The sequence below is a fragment of the Pseudomonas sp. MWU16-30317 genome, assembly GCF_020515695.1.
GTDB lineage: Bacteria > Pseudomonadota > Gammaproteobacteria > Pseudomonadales > Pseudomonadaceae > Aquipseudomonas.
On record NZ_JAIWJA010000001.1, the window covers coordinates 69,349 to 95,942 of the forward strand.

28 protein-coding genes and 1 pseudogene are annotated in these 26,594 nt (G+C 62.0%); 11 read left to right on the top strand and 18 right to left on the bottom strand.

The genetic code is table 11. From position 1 onward, the window contains the following. Window position 1: 1 nt before the first annotated feature. Window positions 2-1,297, bottom strand: a complete 1,296-nt coding sequence (locus tag LIX93_RS00350; protein ID WP_226502028.1) for an MFS transporter — start codon at window positions 1,295-1,297, stop codon at window positions 2-4. Between the two features lie 152 nt (window positions 1,298-1,449). On the opposite strand from LIX93_RS00350, the gene LIX93_RS00355 reads away from it, so the two are divergent. Then, the gene (locus tag LIX93_RS00355; protein ID WP_226502029.1) at window positions 1,450-2,427 is read left to right on the top strand and encodes a LysR family transcriptional regulator; all 978 of its coding nucleotides are present in this window, start codon (window positions 1,450-1,452) and stop codon (window positions 2,425-2,427) included. 36 nt (window positions 2,428-2,463) lie between these two features. Here the strand turns inward: LIX93_RS00355 and LIX93_RS00360 are convergent, their stop codons facing one another. Further along, window positions 2,464-3,402 carry a LysR family transcriptional regulator gene (locus LIX93_RS00360; protein ID WP_226502030.1) on the bottom strand — a complete coding sequence of 313 codons (939 nt, stop codon included), beginning with the start codon at window positions 3,400-3,402 and terminating at the stop codon, window positions 2,464-2,466. A 161-nt stretch (window positions 3,403-3,563) separates the two neighbouring features. On the opposite strand from LIX93_RS00360, the gene LIX93_RS00365 reads away from it, so the two are divergent. Both LIX93_RS00365 and LIX93_RS00370 read left to right on the top strand, forming a co-directional pair. Further along, window positions 3,564-4,889, top strand: a complete 1,326-nt coding sequence (locus LIX93_RS00365) for an MFS transporter (RefSeq protein WP_226502031.1) — start codon at window positions 3,564-3,566, stop codon at window positions 4,887-4,889. An 18-nt stretch (window positions 4,890-4,907) separates the two neighbouring features. After that, window positions 4,908-5,939, top strand: coding sequence for a histone deacetylase family protein (locus LIX93_RS00370; RefSeq protein WP_226502032.1), 1,032 nt, complete (start codon window positions 4,908-4,910; stop codon window positions 5,937-5,939). 166 nt (window positions 5,940-6,105) lie between these two features. Here LIX93_RS00370 and LIX93_RS00375 read toward each other — a convergent pair whose 3' ends face one another. Continuing rightward, entirely contained in the window at window positions 6,106-6,372 is a 267-nt protein-coding gene (locus LIX93_RS00375) for a DUF3077 domain-containing protein (RefSeq protein WP_226502033.1), read from the bottom strand. A gap of 503 nt (window positions 6,373-6,875) precedes the next feature. On the opposite strand from LIX93_RS00375, the gene LIX93_RS00380 reads away from it, so the two are divergent. From LIX93_RS00380 to LIX93_RS00395, 4 genes are all read left to right on the top strand, one after another. Then, a complete protein-coding gene (locus LIX93_RS00380) occupies window positions 6,876-7,025 on the top strand; it encodes a DUF2256 domain-containing protein (protein ID WP_226502034.1) in 150 nt (49 codons plus the stop codon). Next, a complete protein-coding gene (locus tag LIX93_RS00385; protein ID WP_346015204.1) occupies window positions 7,022-7,480 on the top strand; it encodes a GNAT family N-acetyltransferase in 459 nt (152 codons plus the stop codon). Before LIX93_RS00380 ends, LIX93_RS00385 begins: the two co-directional genes overlap by 4 nt. 135 nt (window positions 7,481-7,615) lie before the next feature. Continuing rightward, window positions 7,616-8,521 carry a LysR family transcriptional regulator gene (locus LIX93_RS00390; protein WP_226502035.1) on the top strand — a complete coding sequence of 302 codons (906 nt, stop codon included), beginning with the start codon at window positions 7,616-7,618 and terminating at the stop codon, window positions 8,519-8,521. A gap of 27 nt (window positions 8,522-8,548) precedes the next feature. Further along, window positions 8,549-8,830 carry a hypothetical protein gene (locus tag LIX93_RS00395; protein WP_226502036.1) on the top strand — a complete coding sequence of 94 codons (282 nt, stop codon included), beginning with the start codon at window positions 8,549-8,551 and terminating at the stop codon, window positions 8,828-8,830. Here the strand turns inward: LIX93_RS00395 and LIX93_RS00400 are convergent. The 3 genes from LIX93_RS00400 to LIX93_RS00410 all read right to left on the bottom strand — a co-directional run bounded on the left by LIX93_RS00400 (window position 8,817) and on the right by LIX93_RS00410 (window position 13,063). Beyond that, window positions 8,817-10,175 carry an OprD family outer membrane porin gene (locus LIX93_RS00400; protein WP_226502037.1) on the bottom strand — a complete coding sequence of 453 codons (1,359 nt, stop codon included), beginning with the start codon at window positions 10,173-10,175 and terminating at the stop codon, window positions 8,817-8,819. The two genes, LIX93_RS00395 and LIX93_RS00400, sit on opposite strands and share 14 nt — an antisense overlap. A 105-nt stretch (window positions 10,176-10,280) precedes the next feature. After that, complete coding sequence (locus LIX93_RS00405) at window positions 10,281-11,600, bottom strand: citrate-proton symporter (RefSeq protein WP_226502038.1); 1,320 nt, start codon at window positions 11,598-11,600, stop codon at window positions 10,281-10,283. A 68-nt stretch (window positions 11,601-11,668) separates the two neighbouring features. Further along, entirely contained in the window at window positions 11,669-13,063 is a 1,395-nt protein-coding gene (locus tag LIX93_RS00410) for an amidase (protein WP_226502039.1), read from the bottom strand. 226 nt (window positions 13,064-13,289) lie between these two features. On the opposite strand from LIX93_RS00410, the gene LIX93_RS00415 reads away from it, so the two are divergent. Continuing rightward, window positions 13,290-13,664, top strand: coding sequence for a type 1 fimbrial protein (locus LIX93_RS00415; RefSeq protein ID WP_226502040.1), 375 nt, complete (start codon window positions 13,290-13,292; stop codon window positions 13,662-13,664). Window positions 13,665-13,842: 178 nt separating this feature from the next. Beyond that, window positions 13,843-15,426, top strand: a complete 1,584-nt coding sequence (locus LIX93_RS00420; protein ID WP_226502041.1) for a methyl-accepting chemotaxis protein — start codon at window positions 13,843-13,845, stop codon at window positions 15,424-15,426. 66 nt (window positions 15,427-15,492) lie between these two features. On the opposite strand, the pseudogene LIX93_RS29675 reads toward LIX93_RS00420, so the two are convergent. From LIX93_RS29675 to LIX93_RS00430, 3 genes and pseudogenes are all read right to left on the bottom strand, one after another. Then, window positions 15,493-15,642: pseudogene (locus LIX93_RS29675) on the bottom strand (aldo/keto reductase); the annotation flags it as partial. After that, window positions 15,600-15,872: a hypothetical protein gene (locus LIX93_RS00425; protein WP_226502042.1), complete on the bottom strand. Its 273-nt coding sequence runs from the start codon at window positions 15,870-15,872 to the stop codon at window positions 15,600-15,602. The pseudogene LIX93_RS29675 and the gene LIX93_RS00425, both read right to left, overlap by 43 nt. A 27-nt stretch (window positions 15,873-15,899) precedes the next feature. Then, window positions 15,900-17,123 (bottom strand): zinc-dependent alcohol dehydrogenase, encoded by a 1,224-nt coding sequence (locus LIX93_RS00430; protein ID WP_226502043.1) that lies wholly within the window; start codon window positions 17,121-17,123, stop codon window positions 15,900-15,902. Window positions 17,124-17,377: 254 nt separating this feature from the next. On the opposite strand from LIX93_RS00430, the gene LIX93_RS29500 reads away from it, so the two are divergent. Then, window positions 17,378-17,503 carry a hypothetical protein gene (locus LIX93_RS29500; RefSeq protein WP_260524618.1) on the top strand — a complete coding sequence of 42 codons (126 nt, stop codon included), beginning with the start codon at window positions 17,378-17,380 and terminating at the stop codon, window positions 17,501-17,503. On the opposite strand, the gene LIX93_RS00435 is transcribed toward LIX93_RS29500, so the two are convergent. Further along, window positions 17,494-17,955, bottom strand: a complete 462-nt coding sequence (locus LIX93_RS00435; RefSeq protein WP_226502817.1) for a PA2169 family four-helix-bundle protein — start codon at window positions 17,953-17,955, stop codon at window positions 17,494-17,496. The two genes, LIX93_RS29500 and LIX93_RS00435, sit on opposite strands and share 10 nt — an antisense overlap. A 222-nt stretch (window positions 17,956-18,177) precedes the next feature. Between LIX93_RS00435 and LIX93_RS00440 the strand changes: the two genes are divergently transcribed. Continuing rightward, on the top strand, window positions 18,178-18,591 hold the full coding sequence (locus LIX93_RS00440; protein ID WP_226502044.1) for a lysozyme inhibitor LprI family protein: 414 nt from the start codon (window positions 18,178-18,180) through the stop codon (window positions 18,589-18,591). A gap of 16 nt (window positions 18,592-18,607) precedes the next feature. Here the strand turns inward: LIX93_RS00440 and LIX93_RS00445 are convergent, their stop codons facing one another. The 8 genes from LIX93_RS00445 to LIX93_RS00480 all read right to left on the bottom strand — a co-directional run bounded on the left by LIX93_RS00445 (window position 18,608) and on the right by LIX93_RS00480 (window position 26,580). Further along, window positions 18,608-20,233: a methyl-accepting chemotaxis protein gene (locus tag LIX93_RS00445; RefSeq protein WP_226502045.1), complete on the bottom strand. Its 1,626-nt coding sequence runs from the start codon at window positions 20,231-20,233 to the stop codon at window positions 18,608-18,610. 95 nt (window positions 20,234-20,328) lie between these two features. After that, a complete protein-coding gene (gene argE / locus LIX93_RS00450) occupies window positions 20,329-21,477 on the bottom strand; it encodes an acetylornithine deacetylase (protein WP_226502046.1) in 1,149 nt (382 codons plus the stop codon). After that, window positions 21,478-22,152, bottom strand: coding sequence for a DUF1028 domain-containing protein (locus LIX93_RS00455; protein ID WP_226502047.1), 675 nt, complete (start codon window positions 22,150-22,152; stop codon window positions 21,478-21,480). Between the two features lie 40 nt (window positions 22,153-22,192). Continuing rightward, window positions 22,193-23,011: an ABC transporter permease gene (locus LIX93_RS00460; protein WP_226502048.1), complete on the bottom strand. Its 819-nt coding sequence runs from the start codon at window positions 23,009-23,011 to the stop codon at window positions 22,193-22,195. A gap of 1 nt (window position 23,012) precedes the next feature. Then, on the bottom strand, window positions 23,013-23,867 hold the full coding sequence (locus tag LIX93_RS00465) for an ABC transporter permease (protein ID WP_226502049.1): 855 nt from the start codon (window positions 23,865-23,867) through the stop codon (window positions 23,013-23,015). Window positions 23,868-23,972: 105 nt separating this feature from the next. Then, complete coding sequence (locus LIX93_RS00470; protein WP_226502050.1) at window positions 23,973-25,001, bottom strand: polyamine ABC transporter substrate-binding protein; 1,029 nt, start codon at window positions 24,999-25,001, stop codon at window positions 23,973-23,975. A 188-nt stretch (window positions 25,002-25,189) separates the two neighbouring features. Further along, the gene (locus tag LIX93_RS00475; RefSeq protein ID WP_226502051.1) at window positions 25,190-26,122 is read right to left on the bottom strand and encodes a glyoxylate/hydroxypyruvate reductase A; all 933 of its coding nucleotides are present in this window, start codon (window positions 26,120-26,122) and stop codon (window positions 25,190-25,192) included. Continuing rightward, a complete protein-coding gene (locus LIX93_RS00480; protein WP_226502052.1) occupies window positions 26,119-26,580 on the bottom strand; it encodes a type II 3-dehydroquinate dehydratase in 462 nt (153 codons plus the stop codon). The genes LIX93_RS00475 and LIX93_RS00480 overlap by 4 nt, the downstream gene beginning before the upstream one ends. Between the last annotated feature and the right edge of the window lie 14 nt (window positions 26,581-26,594).

The following is a 26,594-nucleotide window of genomic DNA, read 5'->3' on the forward strand; positions in this document are numbered from 1 at the left end:
GTCAGATCGCCGTCTGCGGCAGTGCGTTGTGCTCGCCACGCAGGCGCGCCAGACCACACACGCCGAACAGCGACACGGCGGACAGCAGGGTGAAAAACAGGGCCAGTGGCAACCACTGGCCAGCAAAATGGGAAGCGAGCAGGGTGCCGATGATCGGTGTGGTGCCGCCGGCAATCGCGCAGATCAGCTGGTAAGCGAGCGAGATGCCGCTGTAGCGCAAATGGGTCGGGAAGGCCTGGGCCATGTAGCCGGCGATCACTGCGTACAGGCCGGACAACGTCACTACCGCCATGGCGATGCCGAGGGTCATCAGCACGATGTTCTGGGTGCCGACCAGCACGAACATCGGATAGGGCATCACCATCGACAGCAGCGCGGTGAGCATCAGGAAGCGCCCTTCACCCATGCGCTCGGCCAGCAGCGCGCTCAACGGTTGCGAGATGAACTGCAAAAGGGTCACCACGAACAGACAGTCGAGGATGGTCGCTCGGGAGATGCCCTGGTATTGGGTGACGTAGGTGATCATGAAGGTGTTGGTGAAGAAGAAGCCCGCCGAGCCAATGGTCACCGCGCAGGCGGCGAACAGGATCTGCCGCCAGCAAGTGCGAATCACTTGCGCGACCGGGTACTGGGCGGTCGCGCCGCGCTTGGCGACCTCTTTGAACTCGGGCGATTCATCGACACCGAAGCGAATCACCAGGCCGATCAGCATCAGCACGCCACTGGCCAGAAACGGCAGGCGCCAGCCCCAGTCGGCGAATTGCGCGGGTTCGAGCGAGGTCACCAGACGAAACGCGATCAGTGCCAGCAGCAGGCCGGCCGGGCTGCCCAGTTGTGCGAACGAGGCGTAGAAGGTCTTGCGCCTGGCCGGTGCGTGCTCGCTGGCCATCAGCACCGCGCCGCCCCATTCGCCGCCCACCGAGATGCCCTGAATGATACGCAGCGCCACCAGGCCGATCGGCGCCCAGATGCCCGCGCTGGCATAGCTGGGCAACAGGCCGATGCCGGTGGTCGCCAGGCCCATCAACACGATGGTCAGCAGCAGCATCTTTTTGCGACCGAGGCGATCGCCCAAGTGGCCGAACACCATGCCCGCCAGGGGGCGGGCGATAAAGCCGACGGCAAAGGTGCCGAACGCCGCCAAGGTATTTACGGTCGGGTCGCTGCTAGGGAAAAACACTTGGCCGAGGATCAGCGCTGCGGCCGTAGCGTAGATATAGAAATCATAGAATTCGATGGTGGTGCCGACGAAGGCTGCAGCCGCCGCGCGACGGGGCTGGGTCGATGAAGTCTGCATGCAAGGCCCTTTGGTTTTTAGTGTTCTGGCAGGGTGTCGAGGCTGATCACGTTGCGCTCTGTGGCGCTTGCAGTCTTTATCCCTTACCCTGCATCTTTAATCAATTTGCTAATACTTAATCTAACTATTAGCGAGATTACTGATGGTGAGCGATGAGCGATCAGGACGTGGAAGCGGGCCTCAAGAACTGGCAGAGCCGGCGGTTTTTGAGCGATCGCCTGGACTGGAATCTGCTGCGGGCCTTCCTGGTCATCGGCCAGGAGAAGAGCATCAGCCGGGCGGCGGCGCGGTTGTTTCTGACTCAATCGGCGGTCAGCCAGTCGTTGAAGCGACTGGAGGAGCAGTTGGAGTGCAAATTGATCCTGCGCCGTGGGCCGCGATTCGATGTGTCGCCTGCCGGCGAAGAAGTGCTGCGCATCGCCGAGGAGATCTACGGCAATGTCGCTCGGCTGTCGGCAACCCTCAAGAACCCTGAGGATGACGTGGTCGGCAAGGTGCGCATTCTCACCATCAGCCGGGTCCAGTCGGCGCTGTACGACGATTTTCTGGTGCAGTTTCATCGTGACCATCCGCGCGTCGAACTGGAGGTCGAGGTGATGCGCAGCTCCGACATCCAGAGTGCCTTGAGCCAGCGCACCGCCACTGTCGGGCTGGGGCTTTGCCGGTTTCCGCAGACCAAGCTGGAGCGGGTGCGGCTGTTGCGTCAGCGCTATGCGTTTTTCTGCGGCAAGCGCCACCGGTTGTTTGGCCAGCGCAAACTGCCGCTGGAAGCCTTGCAGAGCGAGAATTTTGTGAGTTTTACCAGTGACCAAGTGGGCGGGAATCTGTCGCCGCTGACCATGTTTCGCGACCAGCAGGGTTTTACCGGGAAGATCGTCGCTTCGTCGTCGAGCTTCGAGGAGATTCGCCGGTTGATCATCGCGGGGTATGGCGTGGGGTGCCTGCCGGAGCACTTGGTGGATATCGATCTGCACAACGGGTTGATCTGGCGCTTGCCGCCCGCAGAAGGGGTGGTGGATGTGGACGTGTTTTTGATGTGGAACCGCGAGCAACGGATGAGCCGGGCGGAGACGGTGTTTCTGGAGGCGTTCCAGCAGGTGATCGAAGGCTCGCCAGCTGATGTAGTCTGATACCCCCACATCCCCGCGCTGCAAGGGGAGTGGGCGTCACGCGTCCGCCATGCAGCGCACCACTCCCTCGATAAACACCGTTTCCGCCCGCGTGCGGCGCTGATCCCGATTCCATAGCAGATGGATATCCACATCAGCCACCCCTTCGTACGGCGGCACCTGCCACAGCAATCCATTGCGTAGATCCTCGGCCACCACATGCTCCGGCAAACACCCCAAGCCCATTCCGGCGATCACCAGGCGGCGTATTTCCTCCAGGCTCGGCGATGACGCCACGATCCGCCCGCTGAACCCCTGCTGATCACGGAAAATGGTCAACGGCGACAGCATCCCGCCGATCTGATCACTGGTAAAACTGACGAAATTCTCCGCCTGCAACTGCTCCAGCGTCAGCCCGGCTTGACCAAACAGCCGATGCTGCTGGCCGCAGTAAAAACTATAGCGTTGACGCTGAAACAGCTGCTGTTCGAGCCTCGGCTGCGGCCGCCGATTGAGGCTGATGCCCAGGCTCGCCGTCTTCTCCAGCAGCGCACTGACGATATCCGAACTGCGCATCACATCGATCTCGAAATCCACCCGCGGGTGCTGGCGGTGAAACGTGGCGAGGTAGTTATCGAAACGCGCATTGACGATGCGGCTGACCATCAGGATGCGCACCTTGCCCACCACGTCATCCCCCGGCTGCTCCAGGGTGTGGCTCATCTGCGACACCTGGCCATACATCTCGCCTGCCATGGCGAAGATCTTGTGCCCGGCCTCGGTGAGATCGAAACGCGGCCCGCGGCGGGCGATCAATTGATACCCGAGCTGCTCCTCCAGCCGCTTCAAGGCCTGACTTACCGCAGGCTGCGTCAGATGCAAGCGCGCTGCTGCACGGCTGATGCTCAGCTCCTGGCCGATCACCCTGAAGGTGCGCAGCAGGTTCCAGTCCAGACGATCGTTGAGCAGGGGCAACTCGCGGCGTACATCTTCCATTGGAATTTCCGATCATAATTCAAATTTATAATATGCATAATAAATAGAACATTGACTAATCATAGCCCCCGGCCAAAAAATCAATCCGCCAAGCGCCATCAGAGCGCCGGTGTTGCTCGCCTTTCTCCTGCCAAAAAAACAACCTCAAGGGAGTCAATTCCATGAACCGTCCTGCTCAGTCGCAGCCACGCAGAGCTGCGGCCGCCGCATTTATCGGCACCATGATCGAGTGGTACGACTTTTACATCTACGCCACGGCCGCCGCTCTGGTGTTCGGCCAACTGTTCTTCCCCTCCAGCGACCCACTGTTCAGCACCATGGCCGCCTTCGGCACCTTCGCCGTGGGCTTCTTCGCGCGGCCGCTGGGCGGCATCATCTTTGGCCATGTGGGTGATCGCATCGGGCGCAAAAAGTCCTTGATCATCACCTTACTGATGATGGGCGTGGTCACCGTGTGCGTCGGCTTGCTGCCCAGCTATGCACAGATCGGCGTCGCCGCGCCGGTGCTGTTGATTTTCCTTCGCGTGGTGCAAGGCATCGCCGTCGGCGGCGAGTGGGGCGGTGCGGTGCTGATGGCCGGCGAGCACGCTCCCAAAGGCCGGCGCAACTTCTTCGCGTCCTTTGCGCAACTGGGCAGCCCGGCCGGTTTGATTCTCTCGCTGCTGGCATTCAGCGCCATCACCCGCTTGCCGGAAGCCGACCTGATGAGCTGGGGTTGGCGCCTGCCATTCCTGGCCAGTTCGTTGTTGCTGATCGTGGGTCTGGTGATTCGCCTTGGGGTCAATGAATCGCCGGAGTTCCTCGACGGCAAGGCCAAGGCTGAACAAGCCCGCAGCCTGGTCGGCCACACCGAGCAGGCGCCCGTGGTCGAGGTGCTGAAAACGGCCTGGCGGCCATTGCTGTTGTGCATCGGCGCCAACACTCTCGGCATCGCTGGGGTGTACTTCACCAATACCTTCATGATCGCCTACAGCACCCAGCAACTCGGGCTGCCGCGCTCGCTGATCCTGGAATGCCTGTTCGTGGTCTCGATCATTCAGTTCTGCATTCAGCCGGCTGCTGCGTGGATTGCCGAGAAGGTGGGCGCCACACGGTTTTTGGCGGTGATGGCGACCTTGGCGATGGCCTCGCCGTACCCGATGTTCGTGCTGGTCAGCAGTGGTCAGCCAAGCAAGATCATTGTCGGCATCGCCTTGGCGGTGGTGTGCATGGCGTCGTTCTATGCGGTGATCGCCGGGTTCGTCAGTGGGATGTTTGCGACCCGCGTGCGCTACACCGCGATCTCCTTGGCGTATCAGGTGTGCGGTGCGGTGGCGGGTGGTTTGACGCCGTTGATCGGCACCTGGCTGGCCCATTCCTACCCGGGCCAGTGGTGGCCGATGGCGGTGTTCTACACCTTGATTGCCGGGACTTCGCTGATTTGCGTGTTGGCGCTGGCGCGTCGGCATGCGTTGGCTCACGGGCTTGAAATGGCCACTGCACACTAATTCTTGGAGGTAAATGTCATGCGTAGTTTCTTTCATCCGGAACAACTGCTTCACCATCCGCGCAGTTATTACTCGCGGGGGCAGATGCGCACGCCTCAGGAAGTGCCTGAGCGGGCGTTGAACCTGGTCAAGGCGGCTAAGTCGTTGGGGTTCGTCGTCGAGCAACCGGCTGACTTTGGATTGGCGCCGCTGCTAGCGGTGCACAGTGCTGCCTATCTGACATTTTTGGAGGAAGCCCACCAGCGTTGGAAAGAGGTCCCCGAAGACTGGGGCGATGAGGTCATGTCGAACATCTTCGTCCGTGAGCCCAATGCGTTGCGCGGCATTCTCGCCCAGGCCGGCCGCTACCTGGCGGATGGCAGCTGCCCCGTAGGGGAGCACACTTGGCGCGCGGCCTATTGGTCCGCGCAATGTGCGGTGGCGGCGGCGCAGGCGGTGATCGATGGTGAACCCGCTGCCTATGCGCTGTGTCGGCCGCCGGGGCACCATGCCCGCGCCGAAGCCGCGGGTGGGTTTTGCTATGTGAATGGTGCGGCGGTGGCAGCCCAGGCGTTGCGGGTGCGTTATGGCAAGGTTGCGGTGCTGGACAGCGACATGCACCACGGGCAGGGGATTCAGGAGATCTTCTACGATCGGGATGATGTGTTGTATGTGTCGATTCATGGCGATCCGACCAACTTCTATCCGGGTGTGGCGGGCTTCGAGGACGAGCGCGGCAGCGGCGCGGGGGAAGGGTGCAACGTCAACTTGCCGATGCCTCATGGTTCGTCTGAAGCGGTGTTCATGGACAAGCTGGAGCAAGCGCTTGAGGCGGTTCGGGCGTTCGGAGCCGAAGTGTTGGTGTTGTCGTTGGGCTTTGATATCTACGAGCTGGATCCGCAGAGCAAGGTGGCAGTGACGACCGAGGGCTTTGCGCGGTTGGGCGAGCGGGTGCGCAGCCTCGGGTTGGCGTGCGTGATTGTTCAGGAGGGTGGCTATCACCTGGAATCGCTCGAGGATAATGCGCGGGCGTTTTTTGTGGGGCCGCAAGCCTGGCAGCCAGCGGCTTAACGGCCGTTTTAGCGCAGGCGCGGTGCTGCTGTGGGGCGTTCAGCTTGGCAAGCAGCACTGGATATGACCCCGAGGAATTGTCCAACACCCTGTTGGACAATTTCAGCGCCCGGTCAGGCCCGCGCAGAGTCTCGCCTGCACATCAGATTGGCGCGGGAGAAGCAGATCAGACCGCTGCCGCCATCGCTTGAGCAACATCATCCATCAGCGCCTTGCCCATTTCGTTCAGGTAAACGGCGGACAAGGCTGCATGCCCGGTAGGATCGCCAAACGCGGCTTCGGTCATCAGTTTGTTGGCGCAGTCCTGCAGGATGGAGGCGTGTTCCAGCGCGTCGATGGCGGGGATGTCAGGGTTGACAGTGAACAGCTTGTGGCCGTCAAGGGAGCGGCCGAAAGGGGTGGTGCCAGCGGTGTGGAGATTGGTTTGGGTCATTGAGTAAGGATCCGGATTGTGATTAAAGGATCGCCACCGTCTGCCGCCAAGCAGAATTGGGTGGCGAATTACGCAAGGTTGGCGGACCGGACAATACGGAAACCGGCACCTCCGAGGAGGTCCCTGCGCAATTCGCCATAGCACCGAAATGCAGGCGAAAAAAATGCGCCTGCAAAACGGAGTTGAGCGCTGTTGCGCTGTATTGATTGGGCCGCCAAGCCCACATCGCTGATGAGCAGCGAGGGCCGAGAGGTTAACCCTCTCGCCGCTCGACCACAAGCGTTCAAGGCCAGGGCTGCCCTCGGGGTGACAAAAATGCGCGTTGCACCGCGCGATGGACGTCGGCGCAAGGTCAGGCGGTTTCGGTATTGGCGGCCTGTTATCAAGGCCGTCATGCAAGGCAACGTACCGAAGCATACAATTCCTGGGGACGCCATGCAGACCGGACACGCAGGCGTGTAAATCCAGGAATGTGGGATCGTGGCCAAAAGGTAAGAGTCTCCGTGAAGAAAAGTGAATTGCCCTCCAAGAATTGCGCTACTTGCGGCCGTCCTTTTTCGTGGCGCAAGAAATGGGCGCGCTGCTGGGATGAAGTTCGTTATTGCTCTGAGCGCTGCAAACGTCAGAAGTCGACCTCTGGAGCTGTCTCGTGAAACTACTCTCCATGCGCAGGGCCACCATTGAGGACGCGGGGGCTATCTCAACGCTCGTCATCGACGCCTACAAGCCCTACATCGCCCGAATCGGGCAGAAGCCCGCTCCGATGTTGGATGATTACCGCAACGTCGTGGTCGAGAACGACGTCTTCGTCGCTACTCGCGGCACTGAAATCGTGGGGGTGCTGGTCATGGTCGAAGAGGGCGCGGTGCTGCTGCTCGTGAACGTGGCGGTGGCGCCCCGACAGAAGGGCCAAGGCATCGGTAAAATGTTGATGGCGTTTTGTGAGGAGCATGCGCGGGCTGTCGGATCACAGGCCATCAGGCTGTACACCCATGAGCTGATGATTGAAAACGTCGAGATTTACCGAAAGCTTGGTTATCGAGAGACGCATCGAGCCATAGAGGATGGCTTCCCAAGGGTGTTCATGCGCAAGGTGCTTGTCGCCTAGTGAGCACGTACAGGTCTCACCAGCGTGGCAGGTCGCCGTAGGAGTTTTCCAGGGATGCCGATCATGCCTCTGCATCTACTCCGGGACGCATCTTGCAAGGCAAATGCAATTGCGCCCCTAAAAGCGAACCCCACCATGCAACTCCGAGCCCTACGCTACTTCCACGAAGTCGCCCGCTGCGCCTCCCTGCGCAAAGCCGCTGAGCGCCTCTATGTCACCCCCACTGCCGTCAGCCGACAAATCGAGCACCTGGAGCACTTCTTCGGTGCAACCCTGATCGAACGTGGTGCTCGCGGCATCCGCCTCACTGCCGACGGCCAATGCCTGGCCGAGCAAGTCGCGATCACCCTGCGGGGGATGGAGCAGGTGCGCGAAGTCATCAGCAGCCGCCAGAGTCAGATCGCCGGCAACATCAGCATCTTTGTCTCGGAAAGCATCGTCTCGACCATGCTGGCGCCAGTCCTCGCAGCGCTGTCCCGCGCCCACCCCAAGGTCACCTTCAATATCGTCATCGCCAGTGCTTCAGCCACGGTCGACGCGCTGTGCAGCGGCGAGGCCGATCTGGGCCTGGCCTTCTACCTGCCTGAGCGCGCCGATGTCGAAGTCACCGCGCAATGCGAGCTCTGGCACCGCGTGTTGGTCAGCGCCGAACACCCCTTCGCCAGCCGCGACAGCATCGAATTGGCCGAATTGCAGGGTCAACCGTTGGCGATCCCCGATGCCGCCTATGGGGTGCGTCAGGCGCTGGAATTGGCGGCGAAAAAGCGTGGCGTCAGCTTCACGCCCGTGTTCACCACCAGCTCGTTGGAAACCCAGAAGAGCCTGGCGCGCCTTGGCTCGGCGGTGCTGATCCTGCCCCAGATAGACGCCGAAGCACGGGACCTGAGCGATGGCCTCATAGCCGTGCCGATCGCCGATGACGACCTGGGCCGCGTGCGCATCGACTTGTGCGTATACCGCAACCGCCCGCAGTCCAGCGCCTCGCTCAAGTGCCAGGAGATGCTGGCCGCAGCTATGCGCAGCTACGGACTGATAACATGAACATCAAATCCATTCCCGAGGTTTTCCATGAAGGCTTCTAAGCGCACCGCAAAGCCGTTACTTGCTGCCCAGTACCAAGCCGAAGCGCGTCGCTTGGCTGGTGTCGCTTCTAATATTGAGCGCCAATTCCTGTCAGTGAGCCTTGCAAAAGGTAAAGACCTTGAGCCTGCTGGCCGGATAGCAGGGGCACGTGCCTGGTCGTTCTCTGCATCAAATCGAGCCGCCAGCGATGGCGGTTTTTTTTGCCTGTATGTTGTGCAAGACGACCAGACGCCAAAATCTACGGCCTCACCCCCTAAAAAATATTGATCGGCACATTCCCCACCAACCGAAACTCGTCATAGCTCCCATCAATCTGCCCGCCGCTGGCCCGATGGTTGTAAACAATGGTACGTAACACCGCATTCTTCAGCCGCCCCGACTGAACGGTGTACGCCACCATCAACCCGTTCTCGTCATGCTTGGCGCCATCCAGCCCGCGCACGTTGTAGCCGGTGTTGCGGCCATTACGGTCGCCGTCGTAATGGGTGCCATCGATATTCCAGCCCTTGGCGTGCCACAGGGTGGCGGTCAGGCCGGGGAGGCCGTAGGCAGCCAGGTCGAGGTCATAGCGCAGTTGCCAGGATTTTTCGTTGGGGCCGTTGTAGTCCGAGTACAGCGAGTTGGCCATGTAGTTGCCGGTGGACTCCCAGACGTAGTCGAAGTATTCATCGCCGAAGATCTGCTGCCAGGCCAGGGTCACGCTATGGGCCAGGTGGGTGCCGGTCAAGGCCAGGCTGTAGGCGTTGTTGTCGATGTAGCCCAGGCGCTGATCGCCTTGGTCGCGGGTGTGGTAGTAGTTGAAGGCGGTCTTGAGGGCGACCTTGGCTTTGTCGCCGCTGCGCTGGGTGATGCCGAGATAAGTCTGGTCCCACATATTTTCGAAGCGCGAGGCGTAGAGGCTGGCTTCCAGGCCGTAGCCGGGCTTGAGGGTGCCGCCGACGTAGCTGATGCGCTCGCCGGTATAGGCGCGGTTGCCGAAGGTGGTGGTCAGGCGTTCGGCGCCAGTGCCGGTGCGTGGGATGGCGCGCTCGAAGGTGCCGGCTTGCAGGGCCAGGCGGTCCCATTCGTTGCTGTAGAGGGCTACACCCTGAAAGCTGGAGGGCAGGGCGCGGTTGTCCTTGTAGCGCAGCATGGGGTTTTCGGTCATCAGGCGGCCGGCCTTGAGTTCGGTGCCGGACACCCGCAGGCGAATGTCGCCGACGCCGAGGCGGCTCCAGGTCGGCAGTGCGTCACCGTTGCCGTTGACCAGCACGCGGTCGCCACCGTTGGCGACGTCGCCGTGGCCGCGGTCCAGGGTCACGGCGCTGAACAGGCTGGCGTCGACGCCGAAGCCGATCAGGCCCTGGGTGTAGCCCGAGCTGTATTTGAGCATGCTGGTCTGCACCCAGGTCTCGCGAGTGCGGGTAGGCTGGTTGCCGCCAGGTTTTTGGATGACCAGGTGGGTGGAGCGTTTGGTGTGCTGGCTGGAGTAGTAATGGCGCAGATTGAGGTCCAGCGCACTGCCCTCGATAAACCCCGTCGCTTGGGCCTGAGCGTTGTCGGCGCTGGCGGTCTCGGTCAGCACGCTGGTGCCGCAGGCCAGGGTGGCGGTGAACAGAAGCCGTTGGAACATGATGAACCCCCAAATCGAAGACGTCAGACGGCCGCCCCGGCTGCTGTGCGGGCAGCCGGTATCGGTCGTTAAAAGTGGTTGGGGCAGCTAGCTAAAGAGGGATGTTCAGCGTACGCCGGCTTCTCGGAGCTTTGGCGCAAGGGCTGTCTGCGCAGCCTGAGTGGGACGTGTTTCGTGGGCGAACCAGGCCGAGGTGAGGCACACCAGATTGGCCACCAGCAGGTACCAGACCGGCGACATCGGATCGCCGGTGGTGCCGATCAGCCAGGTGATGATGATCTGTGCGGTGCCGCCGAAGGCCGCGACGCCGAAGGCATAGACGATCGAGAATCCGGTGGAACGCACCGCCTTGGGGAAGCTCTCGACCAGCAGCACGATCAACGCCGCGCCGCTCATACCGTGCAGGCCAGAGAGCACTGCCAAAGTGATCAGGAAGGTGCTCGGGCTGGGGTGCGCGGTCATCAACTGCAGAGCCGGGAACAGCACCAGCAGCAGGATAATGCGCGGGATCATCAGGATGCGCTTTCGGCCATAACGGTCGCAGAGCATGCCGCCCGCCACCGCGCACACTGCCATGGCGGCGCCGGCCACCAAGGTGGAGAGCATCGAGATGCCGGTGGGCAGGTGCAGTTCGGTGATGGCGAAGGTGGTCATGTAGTTGAGGAAGTACTGGGTGATTGTGCTGCCCGAGAGGATCAGCAAACCCAGCACCAGGGCGCGGCGATGCTGGCCGAGGATTTCGCGCACCAAGGCGGCAGTGCTGGCGCTCTCGCCTTGACCGTGGAAAGTCTCGGCCAGGTTGCGGCGGATGTAGATGCCGATCGGCAGCACCAGCAGGCCGAACACGAAGGGCACGCGCCAGCCCCAGCTGTTGAGGTCCTCGGGGGACAGCACGCGGGTCAGGGTGTAGCCCACCAGGCCGGCGACCATCGCCGCGACGCCTTGGGCGACCACTTGCCAGCAGGCATAGGTGCCGCGCTTGTGCTCGGGGGCGGCCTCAAGGATATAGGTGGTGGCCGGGCCGGCTTCTCCGCCCCAGGCCAGGCCCTGAATCAGCCGGGTCAGCACCAGCAAAATCGGCGCGGCGACGCCGATGCTGTCGTAGCCCGGCAGGATGGCGATGCTGCCGGTACCCACGGCCATCATCACCAGGGTCAACAGCATCGCCGGCTTGCGTCCGACGCGGTCGGCGTAAGAACCGATCAGCACCGCGCCGAGCGGGCGTACCACAAAGCCTATGCCAAAGGCGGTGACCGTCAGCATCAGGCTGAGGAAGGCGTTGTCGCTGGGGAAGAAGGTGTGGCCGATCATCACGGCGAAGGTGGCGTACACCCCGAAATCGAAAAACTCCACGGCATTGCCCAGCACCACGGCAAAGATGCTTTTGCCGCTGGCAGTGCCTTGAGACGTTGACTGGCTGTGCATACGTGCCCCTTGAAAGTCATGCGTAGGTACCCGTCGCGCTGCGGGGCGGCGGGTCTGGTTGGGCAGTGTCAGAGGGATGCAGGTGTCGGCCAGCGGTGGATTGCGCCACGCCAGCTCTCATAGGTCTTGGCCACTTGCAGCAGCCATTGGTCATTGAAGCGCGGCGCGACCATCTGCAGGCCGATGGGCATACCATCGGCGGCGAAACCGCAGTTGATCGACAGCGCCGGCTGCTCGCCCATGTTCCACGGCACGGTGAAGACGATGTGTTCGAACGGCTGGCGCGGATTGCGCGTCGGTGACGGCCACTCGGCGGGGAAGGCATTGACCTGATTGGTGGGCGAAAGGATCAGGTCGACGTCTTCGAACACCTGGGTTGTGCGGCGACGCATCTCGAAGGTCTGGTTGAAGCCTTGCACCGCTTGCACGGCAGTCAACTGCTCGCCGGGTGCGGCCCATTCGCGGATATACGGCAGCACTTGCTCCAACTGCTGCGGGCTCAGCGCCGACAGTTCGGCCCATTGGCGCGCCTGCCAGAAACGGTCGAGGCCGTCGAGCTGCGCGCGGTCCATGATCGGCGCGATCACCCGCACGCTGGCGCCGTGGGCTTCGAACAGCCGCGCGGCCTGTTCCACCGCCTCGCAGACAAACCCCTCTGGTTGCAGGCCTGCGCCGGGTTCGAGCATCAGGCCGATCTTCAGGCCCTTGACGCTTAGCGGATCGTTGCGCCACGGCGTGCTCAGCGGCGGCAGCCCGGTGGCGTCGCGGCGGTCCGGGCGGGCCAGGTACTCCATCATCAGCACGCAGTCGTCTACGGTGCGGGTCATGGGCCCGGCGCAACGGCCGGTGTAATACGGGTCGATGGGGATGCGCCCCAAGGTCGGCTTGAAGCCCACCAGCCCGCACCACGCAGCGGGCAGGCGTACCGAGCCGCCGATGTCGGTGCCGATGTGCAAGGGCCCGTAGCCGGCCGCCGCTGCTGCGGCCGCGCCAGAGCTTGAACCGCCCGTGTTGTTGGCGGTGTTCCAGGGGTTGCGGGTCACGCCGTGCAGGCTCGACAGCCCGGAGGACAGCATGCCGAAATCCGGCACCGTGGTCTTGGCAAAGAGGATCGCCCCGGCCTCGCGCATCCGTGCTGCGGGCGGTGCATCGACCAGGCTAGGCTTGAGCCTGGTGGCCGCGGTACCCAGCGCAACCGAGGTGCCCTGACTGGCGATCAGCTCCTTGATGGTGACCGGCACCCCGTCCAGCGGGCCATTGGGCTCGCCCGTGTGCCAACGCTCGGTGGCCGCGCGGGCCTGGGCATGTACGCTGTGCGGATCGAAGGCGAACAGCGCGTTGATCTGCGGTTCCCAGCGCTGCACGTGGCTGATCAGGTGATCGTAATAATCGAGCGGCGACAGCTGCCGGCTGGCATACAGGGCCAGCAGTTGCGAGGCCGAGAGATCGTGCAAGTCAGTCATCGAACGCATCCTTGTAAGCGGCGGCGGGGTATGGATTGACTATAGGAAGTTGCGCCGCGGGGGACTAGCACAATAAAGGCGGGGCAGTGCTCACAAAAGCGTGACACTTGGGGATGTCGCTGCCCACCCGTGTGACCCAGCCCCAGGCCTCCGATGACTTTGTAACCACCCCTCAAGTTCTCCAGCAAACCGGCGACACCATGGTTACCCCCCATGGAGCATGCCAATGAATATCAAACGCCAGTCTTTCCCCGCAGTTGTGTGCCTCGTGATGGCCGGGGCCTGCAGCGCCGCATCGCTCCCGACTCAGGGCGTCATTCATTTTGAAGGCAGCATCGTCGAGGTCGGTTGCAACACAGCTGTCTCGGCGCAATCGGTCATCGAACTCAGCCGTTGTCCCTCCGCCAGTCAGGGCAGCACCTTCCAGGTAAAAAGCGTCGGCCCAGTGCAGGGCAACGTCGAGGATGCCCAGATCACCGCTCGGCTGATCGAGGAGTCCCGAGGCGACAGTCGGTACTACAACCAGAACTATGTGCTGGTCGACAAGGCGGGCAGAACGATTACCTCCGGCATGTACGTGGTGACCGTCACTTCGCCTTGATGATCTTTGCCGCACAGCGGGAAGGACGCCAATAAATTTGACGTCAAAGGAACCACGCTATCTGCATGGTGTCATTTTGATATCGCGATGCTGGCGTTTCACTACACGCCAGCATGAAGGGCCGCAGACGACTGCGTGACCGCCGCGCTCAATGACACTCAATAGCAGAGATAGCGTGATGTTTGGATCGATAGCAAAAGGGTTGGGAAACATCAGCGTTCGCGCAAAACTGACGCTGGGTTTTGCGCTGGTATTAGTACTGACCGTGCTGATTGCCTTGACCGGGTGGCGCGGCCTCGCAGCCCTGAGTGAGCGCGGCGACAAGCTGATCGAGATCACCAAGCTCAACGAGCAGGCACGGGACATGCGCATTGCGCGGTTGTCCTACACGCTGAAGCCCGACAGCGAGCACGCTGCGGCCGTGCTCAAAGCTGCAGACACTCTGGATCGCCAGATCGACGATATCCGTACCCAATTGGAGACACCCGAAAGCCTGCGCCTGGTTGATCAGGCCGATCGGGCGCTGGACCAGTACCGCACCCACTTCGGCGACTTCACTCAGGCCGTGCAAACGCAGAACGAAGATAAGTCTCGCCAGGCCCAGGACGCCTTGAACGTCGACATCGGCGCCTTGCTGCAAGCCAGCAAAGCGTTGTCGGCGGGGCAGACCGCCAAACGTGACCACGACGTCAATCAAGCCAACCTGTGGCTGGGTGCCGCGTCTGCCTTGGCGCTGGTATTCGGCATCCTTGCCGCCTGGCTGATCACTCGCCTGATCGTCGTCCCGCTGAGGGTCACCCTTGAGGCCGCAGAGCGTGTTGCCCGTGGTGATCTGGGCCAGGACTTGATCGTCACTCGCCGTGACGAACTAGGGCAGCTGCAAAACAGCATGCAGAGTATGACCGTGAACTTGCGCGGCCTGATCGGCGGTATTCGCGATGGCGTGGTGCAAATCGCCAGCGCGGCCGAAGAGCTCTCGGCGGTCACCGAGCAAACCAGCGCCGGGGTCAACAGTCAGAAGGTCGAAACCGACCAGGTGGCTACGGCCATGAACGAGATGGCGGCCACCGTGCAGGAAGTCGCACGCAACGCCGAACAAGCTTCGCAGGCGGCCGTGACGGCCAGCAACGATGCCCGAGACAGTGATGAGGTGGTGGCCCAGGCCATGACCCAGATCGAGCGCCTGGCCGCCGAAGTAGGGCATTCCACCACAGCGATGACCGAGCTCAAGCGCGAAAGCGACAAGATCGGCACTGTGCTGGACGTGATCAAGGCCGTCGCTCAGCAGACCAACCTGCTGGCGCTCAACGCCGCCATCGAAGCCGCACGGGCAGGCGAAGCGGGCCGCGGCTTTGCCGTGGTCGCCGATGAAGTGCGCAGCCTGGCGCAGCGTACCCAGGCCTCCACTGAAGAGATCGAAGGCCTGATCGACGGCCTGCAAAAAGGTACCCAGCAGGTGTCCACCACGTTGGAAAACAGCCGCACGCTGACCGACAGCAGCGTTGAGCTGACGCGCCGGGCAGGCACTTCGCTGATGAATATCAGCCGCTCGGTGTCTTCCATCGAGTCCATGAACCAACAGATCGCTGCCGCAGCCGAGCAGCAGGCAGCAGTCGCCGAGGAGATCAACCGCAGCGTCTTGAATGTGCGCGATATCTCCGAGCAGACCTCGGCAGCCAGCGAAGAGACGGCCTCGTCCAGTGTCGAACTGGCGCGCCTGGGTGTTCATCTGCAGGGATTGGTGGGTAGCTTCAAGCTCTGAAATACCGGGCCATTGCGGCAGCTGCCTGGCTCAGGCAGCTGTCACAATGAGCTGGCGCCCGGGTATTCAGGCAAATCCGGTCATGGCATACGGCACATAGCGTGCTTCAAGGTGGGTGATTTCTTCGGCGCTCAACGACAACTCCAGCGCGGTAATCGCATCGTCCAGCTGACTCACCTTGGAGGCACCGACAATCCGTGCGCTGACGCCTTTCTTAACCTGAGGTTTTTCATCAAGCCTCTCATGTTCATCAGCGCCATCATGACTTCCAGTGTGATCAAGCCATAGGCGTGATGACCCAAGCCCCAGACGACCCACATGACGTTGCCGGCCGTGAAGCACCAGAATGCGACTACCCGGCGCTTCGCGCGCAACGAACCCATGAACCATGCCGCCAGCACGGTGATAGCCATGGCTGGCCATTGCAGCAATTCAACGAAATCCATAGCCCTGAAATCCATCTCTCCCCAGACTCAAGCCGTCGGCGCACTGCTGATGACATCGCTTACCGGTAAGTCGCTGACCGTAACGCCAGGCGTCAGAATGACCTTTCTGCACTCTTCTTCCTTCTTGTCGAAGATCTTGTAGCCCTCGGCGGCCTGTTCGAGCGACATACGGTGAGTGATGATCGCTTCCGGGGCCAGGCGGCCGGCTTCAATGTGCTCGAGCAGCTCAGGCAGGTAGCGTTGCACGTGCGTCTGGCCCATCCGGAAGGTCAGGCCCTTGTCGAAGGCATCACCGAACAGAAAACCGTGTATGAAGCCGGCGTAGACGCCCGGAACGCTCACCACGCCACCGCGCCTGACCGCAGCGATGCATTGGCGCAGTGCCTTGCCGCTACTGCCTTCGAGCTTGAGCGTGGCCAGTATGGTTTCGGTGGTGCTGCCTTTGGCCTCGAAGCCTACGGCGTCGACCACGCCGTCTACACCTCGGTTACCCGGGGTCTGGCGAATAATGGTATCGGCAGGGTCATCATCGTCATCGAAATTGATGGGGATCACCCCGTAGGTTTGCTGGGCATACGCCAGACGGTAAGCATGGTGATCGACCATGAATATCCGTTCAGCGCCGAGCATCCTGGCGACTGCAGCACATAGCAGGCCCACCGGCCCCGCGCCATAGATCGCGATGCTCGAGCCTTGGCCAATCTCGGTATTCTTCACTGCCTGGAAGGCGGTGGGCAGAATGTCCGAAAGAAACAGCACCTTCTCATCGGCCAAGGCCCCAGGGACCTTGAATGGCCCCGTGTTGGCTTGAGGCACACGCACGTATTCAGCCTGGCCACCCGGAATGCCGCCGTACAGATGGCTGAATCCGAACAGAGCAGCGCCTGGCGGGATGGCTTTCTTGTTGAGGATCGCGCCACGCCCGGTATTGGTCGTTTCGCACGCCGCAAACTGATCCAGCTGGCAGAAGAAGCAACTGCCACACGCGATGACAAAGGGAATGACCACTCGATCGCCACGGCTCACCGCAGTGACACCGGCGCCGACCTCTTCGACGATGCCCATGAACTCGTGCCCGAAAATGTCGCCATGCTCGGTTGCGGGAATCTTGCCTCGGTACAGATGCAGATCCGAGCCGCAGATCGCCGTGGCCGTCACCCGCAGGATGATGTCATCCGGCTGCTCCAGCACTGGATCGGGAACGGTGTCTACTTTGACATTGTGAGCGCCGTGGTAGGTGAGTGCTCTCATGACCGGTCTGCCTTTTTATGAATGGTGATCTAGTGAGCGAGCGGGTTGGCGGGAAGTTCAAGCGGACTTCCCGGTGGCCGCTCAGGGTTGGCCAGCATCGTTGCCTTGCTCAGCCAGAAAAGGGCGTGGTGATTGGTCTTCAGTCGGATAAGTACGCTCGAAGGCTCTGGAGTGGGCCTTTAAGCTGGGTGATCGAGGCGGGGCGAGTTCAAGCGCATACAGCGTTGGGGGGGAGGGCGGATAGTGCGAAAAGCATGTTTGCCAAGATCGTCTGCGCGGCGGGCAACGCCACCGGCACGGTCAAGGAGGTGATGAAAAACGACGGGTTTGACAGCGGCCCAGGCAACCTGAGGTTGCCCGGGCCATCGACTTATTTCTGAGCGCGGGCCTGATCACGCAGCGCTTTGATCTGGTCGTGATTACGCAGCACGCCGTCATACTGCTTTTGAATGACTGCGCGGATGTCCGGAGTCAGATCCTGATTTTCCAACGCCTTGCTGTAGCTCTTTTTAGCCACGTCTTCACCGCGTTCAGCTTCATTGAGCAGTGCGGCGTCATCTTTACCGGTAATTGCCGATTTCAGATCGACCCAGCGGCGGTGCAGGTCGGCACTCACGCTGGTGGTGGTCTCTGGATCACCGCCAAGGCCTCTTACCAGGCTTTGCAGCTCGGCAGCGCCGCTCGCGGTATCCGCCGCGCGGCTGGTGAATACGCTGCGCAGGTGTTCGTTTTTGGTGTGTTCAGCCAGATCCTTGAAGCCCGCTTCCCCATCCTTCGAGGTCTCGATCAGGTCATTGAGTACCTTGATGGTTTCTTTATGAACGTCGGTCATTTCAATATCTCCGATTGGACGGCCCGGCTCAGGCCCAAGAGGCAGCCATGGTGATGCGCTAGATGCGCACGCAGAGATTAGGTAGCTCAGGTCGGATGAAGGTTCCAAGTTTCGGCACCTTGTTGATAGAACGAAATGTACCAGCAGGATTTTATCCGGCTTGATGCTCGATAATACCCGCTCTGGATGAAGTCCCGCATTTGGCCCCGTTTGGAATTGAAGATGAAAAACAACATGAAATCGCTGTGCCTTTTACCTTTGATGGCGTGCCTGTTCACCCCGCTGGGTTATGCCGAAGACTGTGACAACGCTACCACCCAGGCCGATATGAACGCCTGCGCCGGCCGCCAGTACCAGGCGGCCGATAAAACACTCAATAGCGTTTATCAGCAGATTACCCAGCGCTTGAAAGGCGCTGCTGACACTAAAAAGCGGCTGGTCGGCGCACAACGATCCTGGGTCAGCTGGCGCGACGCCGAGTGCGAATTCGCGGCCTCTGGAGTCAGCGGTGGCAGCGTCTATCCGCTAGTCCACCTCAATTGCCTGACGGCGCAAACGTCGTCGCGTACCGAGGCGCTGAAGGAGTATCTCAAGTGTCAGGAAGGTGACCTGAGCTGCCCGGTGCCGGCGCAGTAAGCCGCGCGCTAGTAGATCAGGTCTTGAACTGGTCGACCATCGCTTTGAGGCTGACCGCCAACTGCGAAAGCTCATGGCTGGCTGCCAACGTCTGTTGGGTACCCGCGCTGCTCTGGTCAGCCAAGTTGCGGATGCTGACCAATGCCCGGTCGACCTCGCGTGCGACATGGGCCTGTTCTTCCGAAGCCGTGGCGATCTGTTGATTACGCTCATCGATCACTTGCACGGTGGCGGTGATCAACTTCAGGGACACCCCGGCTTCGTCAGCGCTGCGCTGGGTGTTGTGCACCTCCCGCGTGCTGCTGCCCATCGATTCCACCACTTGGGAAGTACCCGCCTGTATGGTCGAGATCATCTGCTCGATCTCTTGGGTCGATGTCTGCGTGCGATGGGCAAGGGCTCTGACTTCGTCGGCGACCACGGCGAAGCCGCGGCCCTGCTCACCTGCGCGGGCGGCTTCGATAGCCGCGTTCAGCGCCAGTAGATTGGTCTGCTCGGCGATCGCGCGAATCACGCTGAGCACTTTACTGATGTCTTGTGCCTGTACGGCGAGCCCTTGTACCTGCTCTGAAGTCAGTTCGACACGATCCGTGAGGGTACGCATTGCCTGCAGTGTTTCACCTACCTTCTGATTGCCTGTCGCCGCAGCCTCGGTTGAGTCCTTGGCCGCCTGCGAGGTTGAAGTGGCGTTACGCGCGACCTCATCTACCGCCGCGCTCATCTGGTTCACCGCCGTGGCGGCCTGTTCGATTTCACTGTTTTGCTGCTGCAGGGTGCGGTTGGCACTCTGCGTAATGGTGCTCATGCTTTGTGCGGCGGTGGTGAGTTGAGAGGAAGAACCAGCGATTTGCTGGATAGTCATCCTCAGGTTGGTCTGCATCAGTTGCAGGGCTCGCATCAGCCGCGCTGCCTCGTCCGACCCGTTGTTGTCAATGGTGCCGGTCAGGTCGCTGCGCGAAATTCGGGTCGCCAGCAGCAGCGACGCATTGATAGGACGAGTGATGCTGCGGGTGAGCAGTATCGCCAACAGCACAGTCAGCGCCAAGGCGATCAGCACGACTGAAATCACCACCGAAACGCTCTTGTCATACACGGCCTGCGCGTTGGCACCTGCTTGGGCAGCCTCCTGATTGTCGGCATCGCGCAGGGCGGTGAGCTCTGCCTGGTAGGCCGCGGCGTGCTCGGCTTGGTCGGTGTTGGCGAACACCACGGCCCGGTCGTGATCGCTCACATCCAGCGCGACGATCTGGTCGAGGCCCGACAGGTAGCGCTTCATCAGCACCGCCGCCTTGTCGAACTTGATCACGTCATCCGGCTCGCTCACAAAGTTGCGACGGTAGACATCGGTGCGCTCATCCATCTGCTTTCTAGCGGCATTGAGGTTGGTCAGTGCCGTCTGGTGGCCGGCCGGGTCGCTGGTCGCGAGCAGGCGAATACTTTCGAGGCGGGCGTGGAGCAGGGCGATTTGCAGGTCATCGCCGACCTGGATGCTGGGTAGCAAATTTTTTTCGATCAGTTGTTCCGTCCCCCGCAACTGGTTGAGTTGCAGGTAGGCAAACACCCCGAGAGCAATCAAGAGGCAGGTGATCGCCGCGAAACACAGCGAAGCGCGAGGTGCAATGTTGATGGACCGAAGGTTCATGAAAGCCTCATGGCGGATGCAAAGGTTGTGCAACCTTTATCAGTTGTACAACTATCGGCCGAGGCGAGCGCAGCTTGAGCTGCGCTCGACAATCTTCAAGCCCGCAACACCTCCACCAATCGCTCCAGCATCCGATCACACCCCGCCAGCTGTGCAACGCTGACAAATTCGTCCGGCTTGTGCCCCTGATCCATGCTCCCCGGCCCGCACACCACGGTCGGGATACCGATGGCATCGAACAGCCCGCCCTCGGTACCGAAGGCCACCGTGGTGAATTCGCTGGAGCCACAGCACTCGGCAATCAGCTTCGCCGCTTCGCTGTGGGCATCGGTCGCCAGCCCCGGATAGGACGACAACTCGGAAAAACGAATCCCGGTACCTGCATTCACCGCCTGCATTTTCGGCACGACGTGCTCGCGGGCGTAGGCCTGCAACTGCTGGGCAACGGCGTGGGCGTCCTGGTCGGGCAAGCTGCGGATCTCGAAATCGAAGCGGCAATCGGCCGGGACGATGTTAAGCGCTTTGCCGCCGCCGATCACGCCGGTCTGCACGGTGGAGAAGGGCGGGTCGAAGCGCGGGTCCTGCAGATGGGCGGCTTGCAGTGTCGAGCCGATGCGGCCCAGTTCGCCGATCAACTCAGCGGCGTACTCGATCGCGTTGACCCCCTGCGGCGCATAGGCCGAGTGGCAGGCAGCGCCATGCACGTCGCAGCGCATCGCCAGTTTGCCTTTGTGGCCGAGCACCGGTTTGAGCTCGGTAGGTTCGCCGATGATGCACAGCGCCGGTTTGTGCGGGCGGTGTTCCAGCTCGGCGAGCAGGCTGCGCACCCCCAGGCAGCCGACTTCTTCGTCGTACGACAGGGCAATGTGCACCGGCATGCGCAGCGGCTCGGCCAGCAGCGCCGGCACGGCGGCGAGCACACAGGCGATGTAGCCCTTCATGTCGGCAGTGCCGCGGCCGTATAGCTTGCCGTGCTGCTCGGTCAGCTCGAAGGGCGGTACGGTCCAGGGCTGGCCGTCGACCGGCACCACATCGGTGTGGCCGGACAACACCACGCCAGGGCGATCGTCGACGCCGATCGTGGCGAACAGGTTGGCCTTGCTGCGTTCGTCATTGAAGATCAGTTCGCAGGGCACCTGGTGCGCGTTGAGGTAATCACGCACAAAGGCGATCAACTGCAGGTTGGATTCGCGGCTGGTGGTGTCGAAGCCGATCAGCGTGCTCAACAGTGCCTTGCTGTTCATTTATTCGTCTCCGGGTACGCCATAGCTCGGTGCCTGGGTCGGGTCCAGGGCGCGGGTCAGGTAGTCCTGCATTTGCGGGCTGTAATCGGCCCACAGCCGAGCCAACGCGCCGACCGGATCCTGATCGGCCCAGTCGACGCGCAGGTCGATGATCGGCCAGCTCACGTCGCCCACCACTTTAAGCGCTGCGGAGTGCACCGGGCCGGCCTCGCCACCGGCGGCCAATGCGGCTTGCATGGCCGCGATCAAGCGATCGGCCAGTTGCCCGCCAGTGGTCTCGAAGGTCTGCACCAGCACGTCGATCACGCTGACGTCGGCCAGCATGTTGCCGGCGCCCACGCACTGCTCACCGGCCGTGGCATGGTAGATACCGAGGGTCTGGCTGCCGCTGAAAAACGCGGTGTTACCCAAGTGATCAATGCTGGTCACCTGGCGGAACTGGCTGTAGCGGTCGTACGCCGGCACGGAGGCCAGCGCCTGCTCGGGCAGCACGCCGGCGTCGAGTGCATCCAGCACGTAGGTGCCGATAGCGGGCAGGGTGATGTTCTGCGTCGACACCGCACCCACGCCGGCACGCAACCAGGCGCAGCGGGCGCCCACGGCGATGCTCGACGAGCTGACGGCGATGCCCATTTGGCCGGTTTCGGCGCAGCGGCCGATGATGGAAAAGGTCATGGTGATAGATCCTGTTCAGCTAAGTGATTGAACGGCCGCGTCAGCGCGCGCCTTCGACGTTGAGCACGCGGCCCAGGCCGAGGAAGCGATTGGCCAGGGTCAGCAAGGTCGCGGTGGCGGCGATGTACATCACCGACAGCGCCGCCAGGGTCGGGTCGGCAAACTCGCGCACGTAGTTGTACATGGCCACGGGCAAGGTCTGCGTCGCCTGGGTGGTGACGAACAGCGACGCGGTGAATTCGTTGAAGGAAAGAATAGCGGCAAACAGCCAACCCCCGAACAGCCCGGGGATCATCAGCGGCACGGTGATGGTCCACACCACGCGCAACGGCGAAGCGCCCAGGCTCGCCGCAGCCAGCTCGACCCGCTGCTCGAGGTTGTGCAGCGACACATACAGGCTGCGCAGCACGAACGGCAAGACCAGAATCACGTGGCAGAAAATCACCAGTGCATAGCCACGGCCCAGATTGAACTGCGCCACCAGCATCAGCAAGCCGAGGCCGATGGTGAAGTGGGGGATGAACAGCGGCGACAGCAGCACGCCTTCGAGCACGCGCTTGCAACGAAACTCATAGCGGTGAATGGCGATTGCCAGGGTGGTGCCGATCACCACCGCGAGGCTCGAAGCCCAGGCGGTGATGATCAACCCGGCGTAAAAGCCGGTACGAAAATCATCGTAGCTCAGCGCCCGCTGGAACCAGCGCAACGACCAGCCTTTGGGCGGGAAGAACAACACAGCGGTACTGCTGAACGAGGAGATGACCACCACAAACGTCGGCAGCAGCACGAACAGCAAAATCAGCGTCACCAGCAAGCGGCCGGCATACCCCAGCCATTTGTCGCGATGGGAACGGGTCATGTCAGTGATCTCCAACGCTGTGCAGGGAACGGGTCATGCGCTTGAGCGCGGCCAGCAGCAGCACGGTCAGCACCAGGCCGGCAACGCTCAGGGCCGCGGCGAAGGGGAAGTTCAGCGACGAAAAACCCAGCTGGTACACCAGCGTGGCGATGGTGCTGACCTTGCCGCCACCGATCAGCTGCGGCGTAGCGAAGGCGCTGAAGGTCCAGGCGAAGGCCGTGGTCAGGCTGGCGACGATACCGGGCAGCGACAGTGGCAGGGTCACGGTAAGAAAGGCGCGGATCGGTCCGGCGCCCAGGCTGGTGGCGGCCTTCTCGTAGGCCGGGTCGATGTGCGACAGCCCGGTGGCGAGCATCAGCACCATGATCGGCATGGTCACGTGGACCAACGCCAGGACCACGCCGGTCTGGGTGAACATCAACTGCAGCGGCGTGTCGATCACGCCCATGCCCAGCAGCAGGCTGTTGAGAAAACCGCTACTGCCCAGCACGATGATCCATGAATAGGTACGCACCACTTCGCCGAGAAACAACGGGGTGATGGCGATGATCAGAATGCTCGATTTCAACCAGCCAGCGCGGGTACGCACCAGTGCATAGGCCAGCGGATAGCTGAGCAGCAGGCCGAACAGCGCGGTCTTGAAACTCAGCGCCACGGTGTTCAGGAACGCCTCGGCATAGAGGCTCTTGAACAGGTCGTGGAAGTTGCCGAGCGTGAAACCGCCGACCTCCAGCGAGCCGGGAATGAAAGCCCGCACGCTGTATTGCAGCACGGTCAGCAGCGCGAGGGTCAGGCCGATGGCGGTCACTGCCGCAGGCAGTACGAACCACAGCACGAACGCAGGTTTTCGGGTCATGAGGTGTTTCCTGTAGCGAGGGGGCTCGCCCCTGAAAATGCCCGCCGCGATTCGGCAACCGGCCTTGCAGACAAGGCCGTTGAAGCAAAAACGATCAACCAACGCTTAGTGCGCCATGATGTTTTCCGAAAACCACTTGCGCCACTCGGCGGATTTCTCGGCGCGCAGTTCGGGATCGATGTTCAAGGTCGCGTCCCACTGCGCCGGGGTGGTCAGCATGCCGGGCAGCTTGGCGATTTCGGGGTCGACATGGGCATTGGTCACCACCGGGCTGCCGCGGTTGATCTTGGCGATCCTGGCCTGCACCTCAGGCGACAAGGCGATGTTCATGAACTTATAGGCCAGGTCGGCGTGCTTGCTGCCGGTGTTGATGCCCATGGCGTCGACGCCCAGCACCGCGCCTTCCTCGGGGATGGCCAGCTTGATGTTCACGCCTTCGTCCATCATGTGATAGGCGTTCATCGACAGCATGACCTGCACCGGAGTTTCGCCGGTGGCAATCAACTGCTGGCTGTTGGCATCGTTGGTGTAGAACGCCTTGATGTTAGGGATCAGCGCCTTGAGCTTGTCCTGGCCCTTTTCCCAGTGCTCGGCGTCGCTGCCAGAGAGCTTGGCGGCGATCGCGATGATGTGGCTCGGGTCCCAGTCGGGCAGGGCCAGGGTGCCTTTGAGCTCGGGCTTCCAGAGGTCTTCCCAGCTGCTGAAGGTCTCGCCCTTGGGCACCAGGTCGGGACGATAGCCGATGGTGTAGACGTAGCCCCACACGCCGATGTGCGACGGGCTCAGCCTGGCCTGCTTGACCAGGTTGGCGGCGTTGGGGATCTTGCTCATGTCCAGGGTTTCGAACAGCTTGTCGTGGGTGTACAGCCAGCCCACGTGGGAGGTGGTGAAGGTCAGGTCGGTCTCGGCGGTGCCGGCCAGCTTGGCCTTGTTGAGGCGGTCGATAGTGCCGCCAGTCACGTACTCGACCTCGACGCCGGTTTGCTGGGTGAACTGCTGGCCAATGGCTTCGTCGATCAGGTCCTTGAAGCTGCCGCCCCAGGTGCTGACGATCAGCTTGTCGGCGGCATTGGCGTGCGTGGCGGCCAGCAGGCTGGCGCTCAACAGGGTCAAGGCAATGGCGTTACGCAGCATGTTCTTTTCCTTCTGGGCGGTGGATGAAAAAACTCGTGGGCAGCACCCGCACAAGGCGGTGGCGCCGCCTACCTGGTGGGGCAGGGCTGCGCCCTGGCAGCTTTGAGCGATCATGAGGTTGATCCATGAAATCGGTAAAACAACCTTTGCTGTACCTGTGCCTCAGGATTTGCGATGCAGGCCTGTGCTCAATAGCCGCGCTGTGGATCGATCTCGTGCAACACCGGCTCGCCACGGCCCAGGCGCTGAATGTTGTCGGCGATCTGCTGCGCTGCCGAGGCCGGGATGGCGATGGAGGCCATGTGCGGGGTGATCAGCACGTTGTCCAAGGCCCAGAGCGGATCCACAGGGGGCAGCGGTTCGCGGTCGAACACATCCAGGGTCGCCTCCGCGATCTGCCCGCTGGTCAGCGCCGCTGTCAGCGCCGCCTGGTCGACCACTGCGCCACGAGAGACATTGATGAAGCAAGCCCCCTCGGGTAGCAGCGCCAGGCGCTCGGCGTTCAGCAGGCCGCGGGTCTGCTGAGTCAGTGGCAGCATCACCACGAGGATGTCACTGCTGGCGATAAAACCGTTCAGATTGTCCATGCCGTTGACACAGGTGACGTTGTCCAGCTGTTTGGCAGAGCGTGACCAACCGCGCACGTCGAAGCCTTGGCGCGCCAGTTCCAGCGCTGCATAAGCGCCCAACTCGCCCAGGCCCAGCACACCGACGCGGATGCTCGCCGGCACGCGCGGGTGCAGGTAGTGCCAGCGCCGCTCGCGCTGGGCACGTTCGAACGCTGGAATATCGCGGGCGTAACGCAGCACGGCAAACAGCACGTAGCTGGCCATCATGCGGCCCATATCGGGATCGGAAACCCGAGTGATGGGCACTTTTGGCAAATCATCGCGGCCGACCAGTTGATCGACCCCGGCCCCCAGGTTGACCAGCAGCTTGAGATTGCGAAAGCGCGCGAAGAAGCCCTGCGGCGGCTTCCAGCCCAGCACATAGTGGACGTTGTCCGGGTCGTCGATGTCCTGCTCCTGGCAGATGTGCACGCCGGGCAGTTGCGGCGCGAGCAAGTCCCGCCATTCTTCGAAACTGTCGAACTGGCTGTAGAACACCAGGGTCGAGGTCATGGCTGAGGCTCCTCTGGTGTGTCGTCCAGCAGTTCCGCCACCGCGGTCAGCGCCAGTCGATAGCCCAGCGCGCCGAGGCCGGCGATCACGCCGGTGGCGGCCTTGGACACGTAGGAGTGATGACGAAAACTCTCGCGCTTCCAGATATTGCTCATGTGCGCTTCGATGATCGGCCCGTCGAACGCCAGCAGCGCATCGAGGATCGGCACCGAGCTGTAGCTCAGCCCGGCGGCATTGATGATCACCGCGTCGGCCCGCAGGCGCGCTTCCTGAATCCAGTCCACCAGCACGCCTTCGTGGTTGCTCTGGCGAAACTCCAGCTGCAGGCCCAAAGCGGTGGCGTGGCGCTGGCAGCGGGCCTCGATGCTGGCGAAGCTCTCGCTGCCGTAGGTGCCCTGGGTGTCCAGCCCGTAGAGGTTGGCGTTGGGGCCGTTGAGGAAAAACACGGTATGGGGCATGGCGGACTCCAAGG